Source organism: Streptomyces sp. bgisy100 (assembly GCF_057709105.1).
The window spans coordinates 1-17975 of sequence record NZ_JBYITE010000065.1 but is presented as its reverse complement, the minus strand read 5'-3'; the positions used below and the strand labels follow the sequence as shown (position 1 = coordinate 17975).

The 17975-nt window shown below is 72.5% G+C and carries 13 protein-coding genes; 8 read left to right on the top strand and 5 right to left on the bottom strand.

Features of this window, described 5'->3' with window-relative positions; genetic code table 11:
* Window positions 1–3 precede the first annotated feature (3 nt).
* Complete coding sequence (locus tag AC3EQ1_RS28795) at window positions 4–1530, bottom strand: hypothetical protein (protein ID WP_432097259.1); 1527 nt, start codon at window positions 1528–1530, stop codon at window positions 4–6.
* A 259-nt stretch (window positions 1531–1789) separates the two neighbouring features.
* Between AC3EQ1_RS28795 and AC3EQ1_RS28790 the strand changes: the two genes are divergently transcribed.
* A complete protein-coding gene (locus AC3EQ1_RS28790) occupies window positions 1790–3367 on the top strand; it encodes an FAD-binding oxidoreductase (protein WP_432097258.1) in 1578 nt (525 codons plus the stop codon).
* A gap of 149 nt (window positions 3368–3516) precedes the next feature.
* Here the strand turns inward: AC3EQ1_RS28790 and AC3EQ1_RS28785 are convergent, their stop codons facing one another.
* The 3 genes from AC3EQ1_RS28785 to AC3EQ1_RS28775 all read right to left on the bottom strand — a co-directional run bounded on the left by AC3EQ1_RS28785 (window position 3517) and on the right by AC3EQ1_RS28775 (window position 7524).
* Window positions 3517–4269, bottom strand: a complete 753-nt coding sequence (locus AC3EQ1_RS28785) for a phosphatase PAP2 family protein (protein WP_432097257.1) — start codon at window positions 4267–4269, stop codon at window positions 3517–3519.
* 243 nt (window positions 4270–4512) lie between these two features.
* Window positions 4513–5517 (bottom strand): C40 family peptidase, encoded by a 1005-nt coding sequence (locus tag AC3EQ1_RS28780; protein ID WP_432097256.1) that lies wholly within the window; start codon window positions 5515–5517, stop codon window positions 4513–4515.
* Window positions 5518–5793: 276 nt separating this feature from the next.
* Window positions 5794–7524 (bottom strand): serine/threonine protein kinase, encoded by a 1731-nt coding sequence (locus tag AC3EQ1_RS28775; RefSeq protein ID WP_432097255.1) that lies wholly within the window; start codon window positions 7522–7524, stop codon window positions 5794–5796.
* 600 nt (window positions 7525–8124) lie between these two features.
* Between AC3EQ1_RS28775 and AC3EQ1_RS28770 the strand changes: the two genes are divergently transcribed.
* The 6 genes from AC3EQ1_RS28770 (at window position 8125) to AC3EQ1_RS28745 (ending at window position 15900) form a co-directional block, all read left to right on the top strand.
* Window positions 8125–8433, top strand: a complete 309-nt coding sequence (locus AC3EQ1_RS28770) for a hypothetical protein (RefSeq protein ID WP_070019030.1) — start codon at window positions 8125–8127, stop codon at window positions 8431–8433.
* Window positions 8434–8686: 253 nt separating this feature from the next.
* Entirely contained in the window at window positions 8687–9538 is an 852-nt protein-coding gene (locus AC3EQ1_RS28765; protein ID WP_432097254.1) for a DUF8175 domain-containg protein, read from the top strand.
* Window positions 9528–10874, top strand: coding sequence for a hypothetical protein (locus AC3EQ1_RS28760; protein ID WP_432097253.1), 1347 nt, complete (start codon window positions 9528–9530; stop codon window positions 10872–10874). Before AC3EQ1_RS28765 ends, AC3EQ1_RS28760 begins: the two co-directional genes overlap by 11 nt.
* Window positions 10871–12418 (top strand): SCO6880 family protein, encoded by a 1548-nt coding sequence (locus AC3EQ1_RS28755; protein WP_432097252.1) that lies wholly within the window; start codon window positions 10871–10873, stop codon window positions 12416–12418. Before AC3EQ1_RS28760 ends, AC3EQ1_RS28755 begins: the two co-directional genes overlap by 4 nt.
* A gap of 10 nt (window positions 12419–12428) precedes the next feature.
* The gene (locus AC3EQ1_RS28750) at window positions 12429–13838 is read left to right on the top strand and encodes an ATP-binding protein (protein WP_432097251.1); all 1410 of its coding nucleotides are present in this window, start codon (window positions 12429–12431) and stop codon (window positions 13836–13838) included.
* A gap of 1 nt (window position 13839) precedes the next feature.
* Window positions 13840–15900, top strand: coding sequence for a hypothetical protein (locus tag AC3EQ1_RS28745; protein WP_432097250.1), 2061 nt, complete (start codon window positions 13840–13842; stop codon window positions 15898–15900).
* Between the two features lie 116 nt (window positions 15901–16016).
* On the opposite strand, the gene AC3EQ1_RS28740 is transcribed toward AC3EQ1_RS28745, so the two are convergent.
* Window positions 16017–16574 (bottom strand): GNAT family N-acetyltransferase, encoded by a 558-nt coding sequence (locus AC3EQ1_RS28740; RefSeq protein ID WP_432097249.1) that lies wholly within the window; start codon window positions 16572–16574, stop codon window positions 16017–16019.
* A gap of 281 nt (window positions 16575–16855) precedes the next feature.
* On the opposite strand from AC3EQ1_RS28740, the gene AC3EQ1_RS28735 reads away from it, so the two are divergent.
* On the top strand, window positions 16856–17842 hold the full coding sequence (locus tag AC3EQ1_RS28735; RefSeq protein ID WP_432097248.1) for a hydroxyacid dehydrogenase: 987 nt from the start codon (window positions 16856–16858) through the stop codon (window positions 17840–17842).
* The last annotated feature ends 133 nt before the right edge of the window (window positions 17843–17975 follow it).

The window sequence follows — 17975 nt, the reverse complement described above, 5'->3', positions numbered from 1 at the left end:
CGGTCAGGCCCGGGGGAAGCGGCCCTTGGTGATCGGCCACTCGCGGTGGAAGATCGGGATGGTGATGCGCCGCTCGAACAGCGGCGTACCGAAGACGGCCAGCCGGGCGAACAGCGCGCCGTCGAGCCCCACACCCCCGTACAGGGCCCAGCTGCCGCGGGCCGAGCGGGGCGTGACGGTGCCCTCGGCCTCGCCCCGCAGGTACGGCGTGAAGGTGGCGGAGATGCCGACCGAGTCGTAGAGGCCGATGCCGGCCTCCGCCGCGATGGCGGCGCGGACCTCGCCCTTGCCGGTGAGCTTCGCGGAGACCGGGGTCGGCGTGCCGTCGGCGCGGACGTCCGGCTTCCAGCCGTCGCCCTTGACGTACTGCGCCCCGATGGTCACCGCGCCCTTGACGTCCTGGCTCATCCGCAGGCTGACCTCGCCGGAGGCGTTGACCTCGTAGTACAGGGTGAGGCCGACGTTCACGACGACGGGCACCGGGCCGACCATGATGACCGGGCTGGCGGCGAGCTTGGCGAACGGGACGCGGAGCGGGCCGGTCTTGGCGCTCAGCTCGCCCTTCAGCCGCCAGCCCGCCTTGTAGCCGCCCTTCAGCTCGACGGAGGCCTTGGCCGGAATGATGTCGGTGGCGCTGTTGCGGCTGTAGGAGAAGGCCACTTCGGGGCTCAGCTCGACGAAGCCGCCCAGCTCGACCTCGGGCTTCGGGGCGCCGGGCACCTCCGGGAGCGGCAGTGGGGTGTCCATGCCCAGGCGCAGGGTGCCGAACCGGTGGCGGTACTCCTTGCCGGCCGGTGCCTTCGCGGTGCCGCCGGGCTGCGGCGTGGCGCTGCCGCGCGCGGCCTCCGGACCGGGGGCGGCGGAGGGGCCGTTGCCGCTCGGCGTGCCGGCGGGGCTCGCCGGGGCCGACGGCGCGGCACTGCCGTCCGTACCACTGCCGCCCGTACCGCCGCCGGCCGCCACACCCGGGCGGCGCTTGACGTCCAGGCCCTTGACGAGCGGCTCGACCTTCCAGGCGGCCGGGTCGACGGGGACGGCGCCCTGGGCCTGTGCGTTGCCGAACAGCTCGGTGAGGTTGGCCGGGGCGGTGGCCACCTCGGTCCGCTCGCCGTCGGTGGAGCGCACCTCGGTGACCTTGACCAGGGCACCCTTGGGCAGTTCGCGGGTGGCCGGGCTCGCGATCACGTCACCGGTGCGCACCTTCGGGGCGCGGCCCCGGGATCCGCTCAGCACGGCGCGGCGCTTGCCGGCGTCGTACGAGGAGAGCTGGACGCCGCTGCCGGTGACGTTACGGGTGGTGCCGGTGGTCCGGGTGACCTTGGCCGAGCCGTCGTCGCCGGGGCCGGCGGGGGAGACGGGCAGGGTGGGCGAGGGGTCGGTGGACGCCTCGGCCTGGACGGCGGACCGGCCGGAGCCACCGGCCGCCGAGCCGGTTCCGCCGGACTGCGGCGGAGCACTGCTGCAGCCCGTGGCCAGCAGCGCGGAGACGCATATCGCGGACAACACCGCGGGGCGCGAAACCCTGTTCAATTCTGGAGTTCCCCTCGGGGGTGGGGTGGGCGAAGGCCCGAAGACTGGTCGAACGGATGTTACTGATCAGTCCGGGCAGGGTGGGACTTTCCGTAACTGCCTGAATTTCGAACTACTTTGAAACCCCGTGATCACCTGCGGAAACACCGGCGGGCCGGTCCGCCCTGTGACGCAGATCGCTCGGCCGGCGAACGGAACCCCGGCCCCCGGAACACCGTCTGGCAGGGCATCAACGCCCTACGGGAAGGTTCGATTCGGGATGGACAGGCGCACGCTGCTGGCAGCAGGCACCGGAGCCGCGGCAACCGCCGCCTGGCTCGTGACCGCGGAGACCGGCCAGGCGGCCGTGAGTACCACACGGGCGGCGGTGGGCCGGTCCCTGGCCGGCGTCGGACTGGGGGCGGCGGGGCGCCGCGGACCGGCCGACGCCGACTGGGCCGCCCTCGACCGGGGCCTCGGCGGCGGCCTGATACGCCCGGGCGAGGCCCACTGGTCGACCGCCCGCCAGCTCTACAACACCCGCTTCGACACCCTCCGTCCGGCCGCGGTCGCCTACATAGCGAACAACGCCGACGTGGCCGAGTGCCTGGCCTTCGCCCGCCGCCACAAGGTGCCGGTCTCCATACGCAACGGCGGCCACTCCTACGCCGGCTACTCCAGCGGCAACGGCCGGCTCGTCATCGACGTCTCGAAGCTCAACCGGGTCACCTCCGGCAGCACCGCCACCATCGGCGCCGGCGCCAAGCTCATCGACGTCTACAACCGCCTCGGCGCGCACGGCCGCACCGTGCCCGGCGGCTCGTGCCCCACCGTCGGCATCACCGGGCTCACCCTCGGCGGCGGCCACGGCGTCGTCTCCCGCGCCTACGGCCTCACCTGCGACAGCCTCGTCGGCGCCACCCTCGTCACCGCCGACGGCCGCACCCTCCAGTGCGACAAGGACGAGCACTCCGACCTCTTCTGGGCCCTGCGCGGCGCGGGCAACGGCAACTTCGGCGTCGTCACCGAGCTCCGCTTCCGCACCCATAAGACCCCGGACGCCGCCAGCGCCTACCTCAGCTGGCCGTGGTCCAAGGCGGCCAAGGTCATCCGCGCCTGGCAGGAGTGGGGCCCGGGCCAGGCGGACGAGATCTGGTCCGCGGCCCACCTCAGCGCCGCCGCGGGCGGCACGCCGCGCGTCACCGTCTCGGCGTTCTCCATCGGCTCGTACAGCGGGCTCAAGAACGCCGTCGACCGGCTCATCGACCGGGTGGGTGCCCCGACCACCACCACGTCCGTGCGCCGCCGGGCGTACCGGGACGCGATGAACATGTACGCGGGCTGCGCGGACTACAGCAACGAGCAGTGCCATCTGCCGGGCGCCACCCCGGGCCGCCGCGCCGGCGGCAAGCTCGCCCGCGAGACCTACACCGCCCGCTCGGACTTCTACGACCGCTCGCTCAGCGCCGCGGGCATCCGGGTCCTGACCGACCGGACCGAACGCTTCAGCCGGTCCGGCGGCCGCGGCGCCGGCAGCATCCAGCTCACCGCCCTCGGCGGGGCGATCAACCGCGTGCCGACGGGCGCCACGTCGTTCGTGCACCGCGACTCCCGGGTCCTCGCGCAGTACCTGACCTCGTACCCGGCGAACAGCAGCGGCTCCACCCAGACCGCCTGGCTGGACGACCTGCACGGGGCGATGCGGCGGCACTCCTCGGGCGCGGCGTACCAGAACTACACCGACGCCAGGCTCGGGGACTGGCGCCGGGCCTACTACGGCACGGCCGCGGACCGGCTGACGCGGCTGAAGAAGAAGTACGACCCGGAGCGCCTCTTCGACTTCCCGCAGGCGCTCTGACCCTCGGGGCCACGGCTCTCCGGGGCCCGGCCGCAGGCAACGGCATGAGGTCCCGCCTCCCGGTGTCCGGGGGGCGGGACCTCATGCCGTGGTAGCAGGTGCTGTTCCGTACGCTCCCCGCCGCCGCCACGGCGGAGGGGGCGTCGGCGTCAGGCCGCGAGGTCCTTGTCGCCGCCTCCCGGCGCGTGAGGCGCGGACGCGGTGCCGTCCCCGTGCCCCGGTTCCCCGGCCCGTCCCGGATCCGCCGGGCCGGACGCCCGGGAGCCCGCCGACGGGGACGCCGGCCCCGGCGCCCGCACGAGCCATCCGGCCCGCGGGGTGTCCGCGACCGCCCGGGTCAGCGGCGTCAGCAGGGCCATCGCCGCCGGCGCCAGCAGCAGCACGACCGCGGTGCCGAGCGCGAACCCGCCGATGACGTCCGACGGGTAGTGCACGCCCATGTAGACCCGGCAGAAGCCCTCGAGGAACGCGAGAGCGATGCCCGCCAGTCCGAACCGGCGGTCGGCGACGAAGATGCCCACACCGAGCGCCATCGCCATCGTGGAGTGATCGCTGACGAACGAGAAGTCGGTCTTGCCGTCGACCAGCACCTCCAGGCCGCGGTGGTCCACGAAAGGCCGCGGGCGCTCCACGAAACCCCGGATCGGCACGTTGAGGAGCACCGCGATACCGGCGGCGAGCGGCGCCCAGACCAGCCCGGCCACGCCGGACGGCGCGTCCTCCCGCCGCCTGACGCCCCACCAGCACCAGACCATCAGCAGCGCCATCGCCGCCAGGATCCCGTACTCGCCGGTCCACTCCATGACCCGGTCGAACCAGTGCGGGGCGTCGGCGGCCAGCCCGTTGATGTCGTAGAGGAGGGATACATCGGGGTTCGACCCGGTCGATTCGACTCCGGCCATCAGGCGCGCCCCTTGTCTGTGCTCGATGTGAACTGCTGAGAACCCGCGGTCTCCTGAAAGCTGCGTCCCCGGAGAAGGGAACGTCAGATCCCCGTGCAGGCGTTCCTCTCTCCACTGAATGATCACGAGGACGTTACCCAAGGGTGATCCATCATCGCAGCTCAGGGGATGGGCTTCACCCGGAGTACAGCCGAAGGGCACACCGGGCCGCCCACCGGCCGGACGCGACGCAGGGGCACAGCCTTACGCAGAGTCGGCCGAGGGGAGCGCCTTTGCGCCATCCTCCGTGACCCGGGTCGCCCCGAAATAGTCCGGGGTATCGATCTTGTCGAAACGGATGACGGACCCGGTGTACGGCGCGTTGATCATGTAGCCGCCGCCGACGTAGAGCCCCACGTGCCGGATGGCGCGCGAGTCGGAGAGGTCGTCCGAGAAGAACACCAGGTCCCCCGGGAGCAGCTCGTTCCGGCGCGGGTGCGAACCGGCGTTGTACTGGTCGTTCGCCACCCGCGGCAGCTCGATGCCGACCGACTTGTACGCCGCCTGGGTGAGCCCCGAGCAGTCGAACCGCCCGCCCTGCCCCGCCGTGCCGGTGCCGCCCCACAGATAGGGCGTGCCCAGCTTCTTCTGCGCGTAGTAGATCGCTCCGGCGGCCTGCCGCGACGCGGGGACCCGGGAGACCGGCGCCTCGAAGCTCTTGGAGAGGGTCGTGATGATCTTGACGTAGTTCTGGGTCTCCCGGATCTGCGGCACCCCGCCCGCCTTGATCACCCGGTACGCCCCGGCGTTGTAGGAGGCCAGCATGTTGGCGGTCCGGTCCCCCGGCACGTTCTTGACGTACCGCGCCAGCTCGCAGTCGTAGGAGGCCGCCGACGGAATGGCGTCCTTGGGGTCCCAGACGTCACGGTCGCCGTCCCGGTCGCCGTCGATGCCGTGCGTGGCCCACGTTCCGGGGATGAACTGCGCGATGCCCTGCGCCGCAGCATGGCTGCGCGCCTCCGGATTCCAGCCGCTCTCCTGGTACAGCTGCGCGGCGAGCAGCGCCGGGGAGAGGGCGGGGCAGAGGTTCCCCCACTTCTGCACCAGCCCCTGGTACGCGGCCGGGACCGCGCCCTTCGCCAGACCGCCCGCGCTGCCGCCACCGCCGGCGAGGTTCGCCGCCGCCGTGTACGTACCGACCACCAGGAGCCCGAGGAAGGAGAGGCACAGCCCGATCCCCAGTCCGCTCACGACCCAGATTTTCCGCACCCCTCAACCCTCCCCCATCCGGCGCGAGTTCACTGCATCATTGTCGGCCTCCGGAACGTCCGGAACCCGAACCCGCGTTCCCCGCACCGCCCGACGGCCCGGACCGGCGCACGGCAGCACCCACGGCGCTCCCCGGCCACCCTCGACGACTGCCACACGTGTCCGAAAAGGCTCGCACAGCGCCGTGCTTCGGGGCCGCCCACCGCCCGCGGCGGACGCCGCCTCCGGTGGCGGATCACCCGTTGCGCCGTGGCGGAGCCGGCGGACGCCCGGCGCCTACCGCACCGTGAACCCGCTGCAGGCGATGCTCGCGTACTTCTTCGGCTCCTGGACATGCTGGAAGGTCACCGTCCAGTCCCCCGGGTCGTTCGCCAGGGGAATGGCGTCGCTGTAGGGCTTGCCGCGGACGAACTGCCGGAAGTCGTCCGGATAGGTCAGATCCACGAACTCCGAGGCGTCCCCGGCGAACACGTCGACCGGCTTGCTGGTGTACCCCAGATCGAGATTCTGCTGGACCAGCCCCTCGAATGGCCTGCCCGTGTCCTTGTCGATCTCGTGCGGAGGCTTGACCGCCACGGACACGTAGTACGGCTTCCCCAGGGACGGATCGGCGAACTTGAGACGGAACGAGATCTTTCCCTTGCCGGAGACGGTCTCGGCCTCCGGGTCGTCCACGTCCGCGATCGACGTCTGAAAGTGCTCGTTCCGTTCCTTCGCCGGCAGATTGCACGTGCCGGCCCCGGGCACCGGACCGTCCGCCGCCGGTGTCCAGTAGTCGCGGGACGGCTCGATCGTCTCGATGTAGGCCGGGGCCTTCGCCGTCCCGGTCCCGCCTTCCTCGCCCGGTGACGCGCTGCCGGACGGTGCGGCCGGATCCTTCGCCTTCCCGTCCGCCGGGGCCGCGCCGGCCCGGCCGCCCCGCTCCCCGTCACCGCCCGAACCGTCCGGGAGCAGCCGGATCACCGCCCCGGCCGTCAGTCCGAGCGCGGCCAGCACCCCGACGGCGACCAGCCACCGGGTGCGCCGGGAACGCGCGGACGGCGGGCGGGACGGTGCGGCCTGCGCCATGGGCGCCAGCGTCGGCACGTACCCGTGCCCCGGCGGCACCAGCCCGGCGGCCATCGCCGTCTCCAGATCGTGCGGCGCGGCCGCGGCGCCGTCCGGCGGTGCCGTGACCGGCTGGTACCAGGGGTCGTCGGCGAGCGACGACGTCACCGCGCACCGCTCGATGATCCCGGACGGCTCCGGGCGGTCGGACGGATCGCGGGCCACGCACGCCCTGATGAGCTCCGCCAGCCCCGGCTCCACCCCGTCGAGATCGATCTCGCCGTGCACCACCCGGTAGGTGACCGACTCCATCGACCCCTCGCCGTACGGCCGCCGCCCGGTCGCGGCCGCGGCCATCGTGGCCCCCAGCGCGAACACATCGGCCGCGCCGCTCACGCGGTTGTGCGTGATCACCTCGGGAGCGGTGTAGCCGGGCGTACCCGGAGCCTGTCCGACCTGGGTGAGCGCGGTCTGCTCGGCGCCGCGCGCGATACCGAAGTCGATCAACTGCGGGCCGACGGGCGACAGGATGATGTTGTGCGGCTTCAGATCCCGGTGCGTCACCCCGTACGTGTGCACCTCCGCCAGCGCCTCGGCGAGCGCCGCGAAGAGCCGGAAGCAGGTACCGGCCGGGAAGGCCCCGCGGCTGCCGACCGCCTGAACCAGCGTCGGCCCGGGCACGTACTCGGTCGCCAGCCAGTACGGGGCGGAGTCCAGCGAGGCGTCGACGAGGTTCGCGGTGTACGCGCTCCGCACGGCCCGCAGCGTCTCCACCTCCCGCCGGAACCGGAGCAACGCCTCGGGGGAGTCGGCGAAGTCGTCCCGGATGACCTTGATGGCCACCTGCCGCCCGCCGGGCGACCTGGCCAGAAACACCTGCCCCATGCCGTCTGCCCCCAGCCGGGCGAGGAGGGTGTGCGGGCCTATCCGAGAGGGGTCCTGAGAGCGCAGAGCTTCCACGGCACCAGACTGTGTCACAACCGGCGTCAGGCCCGGCCGCTCATGGGTGACTTGTGATCGAATCCCGGTGCTGCCGAGGCCCGTTCGGCCCTCGCACCGCCCGTCGGGTGCCCTGCGGGCTCCGGGGCCGGGCCCCGGAACGAAGCAGGCCGCCCTCGGGCAGAGGCAGGGCGGCGCGCGGAGGGGCGGCACGGGGCACGGAAGGGCGGTGCGGGGCACGGGAGGCGCAGCCCGACCCGACGCGGCGCCTCCGCCGAGAGGCCGGAGGAGACCGTCCGCCCCGGTGTGCCCCGCCGACCCCGCGCCACCGCCCGGCGTTCGGCTCCCTCTCCGCCCCCTGCTCCGCTTCCCTCCACTTCCCCCACCGTCAACCGGCGTTGCCCGGCGTCACACCCCGTGATACACACAGTGACAGCGCGTTCCGCAACAGCCGCGCCGACGCCCGTCCCGGACCTGTGACCGGCAACACGCACGAGATCCGCCAAAATTGGCCGCCAAGTCGACATGCGAGAGCGGCATCTTCGGCGAAGATAGAGGCCGACCCGTGCCGCGCGGCAGGGGCGGCGTACAACTACCCAATTAGGGGCGGTGAGTTTCACAATGTTCCTGGCAGCCGACAAGGGCGACATCACCACCATCATCGGCGGCATCGCCCCGGACTGGGGACCGTTCGGGAGCCTGGGCAACGAGGCACGCGTCATGGTCGAGGTCGTGATGGCGGTGGCGATCCTGCTCTGCCTCGGCATCGCGATCTGGGGCGCGGCCAAACAGCGGATCGGCGCCACGGCCCTGCGCGACACCTTCAGCGCCGAACAGGGCAAGGGGCTGATCGTCGCCGGGCTGACCGGCGTCTTCATCATCGGATCCCTCGGCACGCTGTTCACCATCGTCTACGGCATGGCGGTCTAGCGGCCCGTCCCCATCCGCTCAGGCCACGGGTCGTCCACCCCTCCGCCCTCGACGGGCGGAGGCGGCCGGAGCCCCAGCCGTCCCTCCCCCACCCGTCCGTCGTGCCCACCGGCTGAGGTTGCGTCCCCTTGATGTCGTGTCACCCCTCCGTGCCCACCCACGAACCCGTGCGCCTACCGTCGCACTGCGGCCGCTGCGACTATGCATACGGCAAGGCATCGACGGAGGCTGAGTTCGAGGGGGCACGCCCAGCATGAGTCTCGGTGACGACGGATACGGCACCGGCTACCCGGACGACGGCCCGGGCGCCGGCCGCCAGACCCGGACCCGCCTGCCGGAAGGGGCGGGCGACGACGGGTACGACGGCCGCCGCTCCCGCACCGCCGCGCGGCCGTCGAAGGGCATGATCACCGTCGTGGGCGTGGTCGTCCTGCTGATCGCCGCGATCGCCTTCGCCAACCGGGGCGGCGGCAAGAAGGAGTCGGACGAGGGCCCGGGGGGCGGCGGCGCCCAGTCGCAGCCGACGGCCCCCACGGGCGAGAAGCCGGTGACGGGCTCGCAGGCGGGCATCGCCTCCGGCTTCCCGAAGACGAAGCAGGGGGCACAGAGCGCGGCGGCGAACTATGCGGTGGCGCTCGTCTCCTCCGACATCCTCAAGCCCGACCGGCGGACCGGCATCGTCCGGCAGCTGTTCGTCAGCGAGAAAGTCGACGAGCTGGACGCCAAGTTCGACAAGGCCTACTCCAGAGCGTTCCTCAACAAGCTCGGGCTGGATGCCGACGGCAACCCCAAAGCGGGCATGACCTACGTCTCCCGGACCGCTCCTGTGGGCACCAGGACGAAGGAGTACGACAACACCCGTGCCGAAGTGGATGTCTGGTGCACCGGCGCTTTCGGTACAGCCGGAGTGAAGTCCACCAACCCGGTGGCCAATGACTGGTTCACCATGACCGTCAACCTGCTCTGGTCGAACGGGGACTGGAAGATCGAAAGCTTCTCTCAGCAGGAGGGCCCGGCCCCTGTGAACACCGACCGCCGCGCCTCCAACGCCGATGAGATCGCCAAGGCAGTCAAGGAGTACGGAGGCTTCACCTATGCCCGGTAAGCCCCAACGTCGCACGCTCACCCTCTCCGCGGCCTTCGCCGCAGTCCAGACAGCTGCCGTGTTGTTCGCAACTCGCGCAGTGGCGGCACCTACTCCGAACCCGGCGCCGTCCCCCAAGGACAACTGCGACCTCATCGTCGGCCCCGCCAAGGACTACTGCGAACGAGGCGACAGCGCCCCCAGCAAAGCCGGCCAAGGCCCCGGCGACCCCCTGAGCGACAGCCCCCTCGACCCCCTCTCCTCCCTCGCCAAGGGCTGCGCCGACGCCGCCGCCTGGATCGTGCGGAAGCTCTCCAAAGCCGTCACCGAGACCACCGAAGTCGACTTCACCAACACGGCCTTCCTCCGCCAGTACGCCGTCGTCTTCGCCGCCTCCACCATCCTCACCCTCCTCCTCTGGCTGCTCGCCGTCGCCAAGCGCGCCATCCGCGGCGTCCCGTTCACCGAGGCGATCACCGAGGCCGTCGGCTTCCTCTGGCTCACCGTCCTCGCCTCGGCCTTCACCCCGCTGATCCTCTATACGGTCGTCTCCGCGACCGACAGCGTCACCGAGGTCATCGCCGCCGGCACGGGCTCGCAGACCCAGACCTACTTCGGCTCGTTCGCCGAGGCCCTGAAGAAGGGCGACGACATCGGCGGCGGTCCGATCATGCTGATCGTCGTCAGCCTCGTCTCGATCCTGGCCGCCGGCGTCCTCTGGCTGGAACTGGTCATCCGGGCCGCGCTGCTCTACGCCGGCGCGCTCCTCGGGACGGCCGTCTACGCGGGCCTCGTCGACAAGAACATGTGGGGCCACGTCCGCCGCTGGGCCGGGATCATGATCGCGGTGATCCTCGTCAAACCGGTGATCATCATCGTGCTCGGCCTCGCCGGGGCGCTCTCCGCCTCCGACGACGGCCCCGACGCCTTCTCCGCGGTCGTCTCCGGCCTCGCGATCATCCTGCTCGCCATCTTCGCCAGCGCCATGATCTACCGCTTCGTGCCCGGCTTCGGCGACGAGATCGCCGGCGCCCGCAGCAACCGCAAGGCCGCCACCGACGGCAGCCAGGCGGCGGCGGTCATCTCCTCCCCGGCCGCCCTGGTGAAGCAGGGCATCAAGACGCACAGCAGCCGCGGTGGCGGCGGCAACGACCGGCCGTCCACCGCGCCCGCCGCGGCCGGCGGCGTCTCCGGCGGCGTCGCGGCCCACAGCTCCCGCGGCGGCTCCGCCCCCGTCCGCACCTCCGGCGGCGGCAACGCCCCCGCCTCCTCCGCCCCCGCACCCCGTACGCACGACCGTGGCACCGGTGCCGGGGCCGGCAACAACAGCACATCCTCTGGAGGTGAGCGGCGTTGACGACCCAGTCCCACCCGATCGCGCCCCGCCGTACGTATCTCATCGGCCGCGCCCGGCCCAACGCGATCGTCGGCAAGAACCGGGAGACCGGCGAGATCGCCCTGATCATCGCGGGCGCGTTCCTCGGCATGATGTGCGGGCTGCTCGTCCCCGTCCTGCCGCTGCGCATCGCCACCCTCGCCGGGTTCCCGGCCATTGCCCTCGCCGCCGTGTACGTGCCGTACAAGCACCGCACGTTCTACAAGTGGTTCGAGATCAACCGCTCCTACAAGCGCTCCCTGCGCAAGGGCGCCACCTACCGCTCCACCGCGACCGAGGCCGGCACCCGGCTCGACGGCCGGGAGGTCGAGATCGGCCCGCCGCCGGGCATCGGCCGGATCAACTGGCTCTCCGCCCCCTTCGGCCCCGACGAGATCGCGGTGCTGCTCCACGCCGACCGGCGCACCGTCACCGCCGCCATCGAGATCGAGGGCCCCGGCGTCGGGCTGCGCGACAGCGAGGACCAGGAGGCCCTGGTCGACCGGTTCGGGACGCTGCTCAAGCACGTGGCCAACGGCGACGGGTTCGTCACCCGGCTGCAGATGCTGGCCCGTACCCTCCCGGCCGACCCGGACGCGCACGCCAAGGACGTGGAGCGCCGCGGGGACACCCGGTCCCCGGGCTGGCTCCAGGACTCCTACGACCAGCTCCAGTCGATGGTGTCCACCTCCTCCGAGCAGCACCGCGCCTACCTGGTCGCCTGCATGCACTACACCCGCGAACTGGCCGCCGAGGCCCACGCCATGGCCCGCGCCACCCACCGCGGCCGCGGCCGGCTCGACAAGGACGCCGGTCTGGCCGTCGTCATGGCCCGCGAGCTGACCGACATCTGCGCCCGGCTCACCGAGGCCGACATCCGGGTCCGCCAGCCCCTCGGACAGGGCCGGCTCGCCTCCCTGGTGCACTCCATGTACGACCCGGACCACCCGATCGACCACATCCAGGCGATGACCAAGCGCAACGCCTGGCCGGCCGAGCTCGACGCCCGGGAGGCCACCTACCTCCAGGCCAAGACCCGGGAGTCCGGCACCCGCGCCCCCTGGTGCCACGCCACGGCCTGGGTGAAGGAGTGGCCGATGACCCCGGTCGGGGTCAACTTCCTGGCCCCGCTGCTCGTCCACACCCCCGATGTCATCCGTACCGTCGCGGTCTGCATGGACCTGGAGCCGACCGAGGTCGCCATCGAACGGATGCTGACCGAGAAGACCAACGACGAGGCCGACGCCTCCCGCGCCGCCAAGATGAACCGCACCGTCGACCCCCGCGACATCGCCGCCCACGGCCGCCTCGACCAGCGCGGCGAGGACCTGGCGAGCGGCGCGGCCGGCGTCAACCTCGTCGGCTACCTCACCGTCTCCTCCCGCAACCCCGAGGCCCTGGCCCGCGACAAGCGGACCATCCGCGCCTCGGCGGGCAAGTCCTATCTCAAGCTGGAGTGGTGCGACCGCGAACACCACCGGGCCTTTGTGAACACGCTGCCCTTCGCGACCGGTATCCGACGATAGGGGCCCCGCCGTGCTCGATCCGCTGACCGCCGTCACCGAGGCGTTCACCAGCTTCCTCTTCGGGAAGGTGGAGACGACCCGGCTGCCGGTCCGTACCTCCACGGGCCAGGCACAGGCCGTCTATCTGCCCACCGCCGCCCCCGGCCTCGGCGACTCCGGAGTGATCATCGGGCGCGAGGTGTACTCGGGCAAGGGCTACATCTACGACCCGTTCCAGCTCTACGGCCAGCAGCTCCCCGCCCCGCACTGGCTGGTCCTCGGCGAGTCCGGCAACGGCAAGTCGGCGCTGGAGAAGACCTACGTCCTGCGGCAGCTGCGGTTCCGCGACCGGCAGGTCGTGGTGCTGGACGCCCAGGGCGAGGACGGCGTCGGCGAGTGGAACCTCATCGCCGAGGAACTGGGCATCACCCCCATCCGGCTCGACCCGGTGGCCGCCCTGGACGGCGGGATCCGCCTCAACCCCCTCGACCCGTCGATCACCACCACCGGCCAGCTCGCCCTGCTCCGGACGATCATCGAAGTCGCCCTGGGCCACGGCCTCGACGAACGCTCCGGCTTCGCGCTGAAGGTCGCCCACGCCTACGTCAACGAGACCATCACCGACCGGCAGCCCGTCCTCACCGACATCGTCGAGCAGCTCCGCCACCCCGAACCGGAGTCGGCGGAGGCGATGAACGTCGAGCTGGACGACGTACGGGCCTGGGGCCTGGACGTCGCCCTGGTGCTGGACCGGCTGGTCGACGGCGACCTCCGCGGCATGTTCGACGGCCCGACGACCGTCGGCATCGACCTCGACGCCCCGCTCATCGTCTTCGACCTGTCGCACATCGACCGCAACTCCATCGCGATGCCGATCCTGATGGCGATCGTGGGCGTCTGGCTGGAGCACACCTGGATCCGCCCCGACCGTAAGAAGCGGATCTTCCTGGTCGAAGAGGCCTGGCACATCATCAACTCGCCCTTCGTGGCGCAGCTGTTCCAGCGGCTGCTGAAGTTCGGCCGCCGGCTCGGCCTGTCGTTCGTCGCCGTCGTCCACCACCTCTCCGACGTGGTCGACGGAGCCGCGGCACGGGAGGCGGCGGCCATCCTCAAAATGGCGTCGACCCGCACCATCTACGCGCAGAAGGCCGACGAGGCACGCGCCACCGGACAGGTGCTCGGCCTCCCGCGATGGGCCGTGGAGATCATTCCGACGCTCACCCCGGGCATCGCGGTCTGGGACGTCAACGGCAACGTCCAGGTCGTGAAACACCTGATCACCGAGGCGGAACGGCCGCTGGTCTACACCGACCGCGCGATGACCGAGTCCTCGATGAGCCAGGAGGCCCTGGCCGTGGAGCAGGCCGCCGAAACGGAGGCGGAGGAGCGCGCGGCCAAGGCCATGGAGGATCGGCTCGCGGACGAGTCGACGGTGGCCTGACGTGACGGCGTCCGCCACGGGAGGAAGTCAGGACGGGCGGCCCCAGCGCGGCATCCCCGACAGTCTGCTCGTGGGGACCCTCGGCTTCCTGCTGGGCCTGACCCTGCTGGTGTGGACGGCCACCGGACTGGCCGCGCTGTTCACCCACGGAGCGTGGCCGGACGGAGTCACCTTCACCCGCACCCCGTTGGCGATGCGCCACCTGGTGGCCGAACCGCACGACCTGGCGGCGGCCTGGCCGGGCACCCGGCCAGGCCGGCTCTCGGGGTACGGGCTGTTCTGGGGCATCCTCATCAGCGAACTGATGGTGCTGTTCGTGCTGTCGGTCTTCGTCATCGGCGTGCTGACCCGCTGGAAGGCGGTACGCGCCGCCGCCCGCCACGACCGGGACACCATGAAGGCCGCCCGGGGACACGGCTCCCCGGCCCCCGCCCCGACGTCCGCGCAGGGCGCCACCGGACCGTACGGGCCGAAGACCGGCGGCCAGGGGCCGACCGAGCAGCGGCCGGGCGAAGCGACCGCCTCCTGGGCACCACCGGTCCACCCGGGCCCGGCAGCCCCGTACCCGGGCGCCCGGCCGGCCGTCCCCGGTCCCGGAACCACCGCCCCCACCGGCTCCACCGCACCCGGCACACCGGCCGCCCACCCCGGACCGGCCCGCGCCGCCCCCGGGCACGCCTTCCCGCCCGACGCCCAGCACACATTCGCCCCCGACACGGGACCACGCGAGACGGGAACGCCCGGAACGGGGCCACTCGGCACCGGAGCATGCGGCACTCCGGTCCCCGGCACCGACGACGGACCCCAGCGCCCCACCGTCCCCCTGGCCACCGACGGCCACCACGGAACCGATCGCCCCACCGACGGCACCGGAGCAGCCGACGCCGTCCCAGGAGCCCGCGCAGCAAGCCTCCCGACGCCCCACGACGGCCCCGCGCCCGCCCCCGGCACTCCCGCGGCGGGCCACCCCGGCGCAGGCGCTCACAGCCGGTCCTCGGCCCCCGGGTACGCGACCACCGCGCCTCCCCCGGAGCCCGCCACGGCTCCCCGCTCCCCGGCCGGCCTCCCGGCCCCGGCCACCGAAGCCGTTGCCCCGCCGCAGACAACGGCAACAGCCGCCGCCCCCACCCGACAGCAGCTCACCGGGGTGCACTTCACCGGCCTCCGCCGCGGCCCGGACCCCGCCGTGCAGGCGGTCCTCGACGCCGACGGCCCCGTCCTCGTCACCACCTCGGACCCCGCGGTGTGGTCCCGGACCAAGGACACCCGCGCCAAGCTCGGCCCGACCCACCTCTACGACCCGAGCCACCTCCTCGACACCCCGGCACGGCTGCGCTGGTCCCCGACCGCGGGGTGCGAATCCCGCGATGTCGCGGCCGCCCGCGCAACGGCGCTCCTCGCCCCCGTCCGGCCGCCGCACGCCCTCGACTCGGCCATGGCGGACGCCGCCGCGACCCTGCTCCGCTGCTGGCTGCACGCCGCGGCGGTGGACGGCAAACCGTTCCGCCAGGTGCACCGCTGGGCCTCCGGCGCCGCCGCGCACGAGCCCGTCCGCATCCTCCGCACGAACTCCCGGGCCGCCGCGGGATCCGCCGGGGAACTGGAGGCCACCCTCACCGGCCACCCCGAACGCCGCGACGTCGCCCAGCAGCTGACGGCCCGTGCCCTCTCCGCGCTCTCCTCGATCCACATCCGCGACGCCTGCAATCCCAAGCGCGCCGATTCCCTGGCACTGGAGTCATTCGTCGCCGAAGGGGGAACGCTCTACGTGGTGGGCGAAGCCATCGAGGACCCACGGACCCACCCGGGTGCGATGCCCCTGCTGACCGCACTCGTCTCCAGCGTGGTCGAGCACGGCCGCCGCATGGCCGAACGGTCATCCGCCGGCCGGCTCGACCCACCACTCACCCTGGTCCTCGACGACGTCGCCGCCGTGGCCCCGCTCTCACAGCTCCCGGAACTGCTCGCCGAGGGCCCGGGGCTGGGCATCCGCACCCTGGCGCTGCTGCGCTCGGAGGAGCAGGCCCGCGCCCGCTGGCCCCACCGCAGCCTGGCACGCTGACCGCCGCCCAGCCTCCCCACCGGGCCCACCACGGCCTTCCGTGCGCCCCCTGGGCCTCCCGGCCCGGGGACTGGCCTCCATATGGGGATCAGAGCGTCCGCTCAGGGATTTAGCCCTCAGGGCCGGAGCAGCACCATCTCGTACTCCGTCTCCTCCGGAATCGGCGGAAAGGCCATGGTCGCGCCCGTCCTGACGAACCCGAGCCGACGGTAGAAGGCCTGGGCCCGCGGATTGTCGCCGTGCACCCAGAGCCGTACCCGTTCGGCTTTGGTGTGCTCCCACGCCCACGCGGTGGCCCCGCGGAACAGCTGCTCGGCCACGCCCGTCCCCCGGTGTCCCGGGCGCACATACACGCTCACCACATGGATCTGCGGCGGCGCGCCCCCGTCTGCCGACCCGTCGCCGTCCGCCGTGATCGACGGCCCCGTCTCGTCGAGGAGAACGAGCATCGCGACCCAGGTGCCGTCCGGACCGCTCGCGATCAGGCTGGTGGCGTCCCCGCCCTCGGCGATGGGGGTGGCCCGGCCCCGCCAGAAGGCGTCGGACCGCACGGCCTGGCGCTCGAAGGTGTCGACGAACGCGACGCGCGCCACCGGATCGCGCAGCGCCGCGAGCCGCAGCTCCTTCAGCTCGGCCCAGTCCTCGGCCCCTACCGTGCGGATCTCGTAACCCATGCCCCGATGCTCGCACGAGCAGCCGCCGCGGGTTCGGCGCTTGCGGCCGACGCCGCACCGGAGTCGCCCCGGCGGGCCACAGCGACCGCGACTCCCGACGAAGGGCACCCCTTCCCCGGAACTCCCTACGGACCGGCTGAGGCTCCCCCGGTGACTCAACGCCGCACCCCCCACCGGTCATTGACCGGCCATCGAGCCGGTTCTAGCCTCCACGGCACAAGCGCAGACCGTTCCCGGGCTGCCGGAGAGGACTGGTGCACTCCGTGGCCGACCGTCGCCCCGTGGCAGTGATCTCGATGGGGGCCGACGCCGCCGCCGCTGCCCTCCCCTCCGATCTGCGTCACCGGCTCGCGGCCACGGTCGAGCTGGAGCCCGACCTGATCACCCCGGATCCCCCCGTGCCCTACGCCCCGGACGCTCTGGCCCGGACCGAAATCCTGCTGACCGGCTGGGGCTCACCACCGCTGGACGCCACGGCCCTCGACCGCGCGCCCCGGCTGCGGGCCGTCGTCCATGCTGCCGGCTCGGTCAAGCAGCACCTCTCACCCGAGGTGTGGGAACGCGGCATCGCGGTCTCCTCCGCGGCCGACGCCAACGCCGCCCCGGTGGCGGACTTCACCTGCGCCACGATCACCCTCGCGGCGAAGCGTGCCCTGTCCTCGGCCGCCCGGTACGAAACGGGCTGGCCGAGTCTCCCGGACCGACAGGGAGCGGACGGCCGCACCATCGGCATCGTCGGTGCCTCCCGCATCGGCCGCCTCGTCATCGCCCGACTGGCGGCGCACGACGCGGAGTTCCGCATTCTGCTCACCGATCCGTACCTCAACACAGCGGACGCACAAGCTCTGGGCACGGAACTCGTTCCCCTCGACGAACTCTGCCGCCGCAGCAGCATCGTGAGCATCCACGCACCCCAACTCCCGGAAACCCGGCATCTGCTGAACGCCCACCGGCTGTCGCTGATCCCGGACGGCGGCACGGTCATCAACACCGCCCGCGGTTCTCTGGTCGACACCGACGCGCTGACCCGGGAGTGCGCCACCGGACGGCTCGACGCCTGCCTCGACGTCACCGACCCCGAACCCCTCCCGGCCGGCCACCCCTTGCTCTCCCTGCGGAATGTGCTGGTCACTCCCCATCTTGCGGGCGCTCAGGGCAGCGAGGTCCGCCGGCTGGGTGCCTACGCGGTGGCCGAGGTCGAGCGCGTGGTCCACGGCCGGCCCCTGCTGGGCCGTGTAACGGCAGCGGACCTGGCCCGTTTGGCATGACAAGCGTCGAAACACGAAGCACCCCAACTCTCCCGCCGAAGCGGCCAGTTGCGGGGGCGTGTCGGGACAGGACATTCGGCGCCGGGGATACGTGAATTCCGATACCCGGGGTGTGCAGGGAAAACGGGTCCGG

What these genes read in the sequence shown, in the direction of transcription:
- AC3EQ1_RS28790 (WP_432097258.1), top strand. Translation starts at nt 1,790, where the DNA reads ATGGACAGGCGCACGCTGCTGGCAGCAGGCACCGGAGCCGCGGCAACC.
- AC3EQ1_RS28785 (WP_432097257.1), bottom strand. Translation starts at nt 4,269, where the DNA reads ATGGCCGGAGTCGAATCGACCGGGTCGAACCCCGATGTATCCCTCCTC.
- AC3EQ1_RS28770 (WP_070019030.1), top strand. Translation starts at nt 8,125, where the DNA reads ATGTTCCTGGCAGCCGACAAGGGCGACATCACCACCATCATCGGCGGC.
- AC3EQ1_RS28765 (WP_432097254.1), top strand. Translation starts at nt 8,687, where the DNA reads ATGAGTCTCGGTGACGACGGATACGGCACCGGCTACCCGGACGACGGC.
- AC3EQ1_RS28760 (WP_432097253.1), top strand. Translation starts at nt 9,528, where the DNA reads ATGCCCGGTAAGCCCCAACGTCGCACGCTCACCCTCTCCGCGGCCTTC.
- AC3EQ1_RS28740 (WP_432097249.1), bottom strand. Translation starts at nt 16,574, where the DNA reads ATGGGTTACGAGATCCGCACGGTAGGGGCCGAGGACTGGGCCGAGCTG.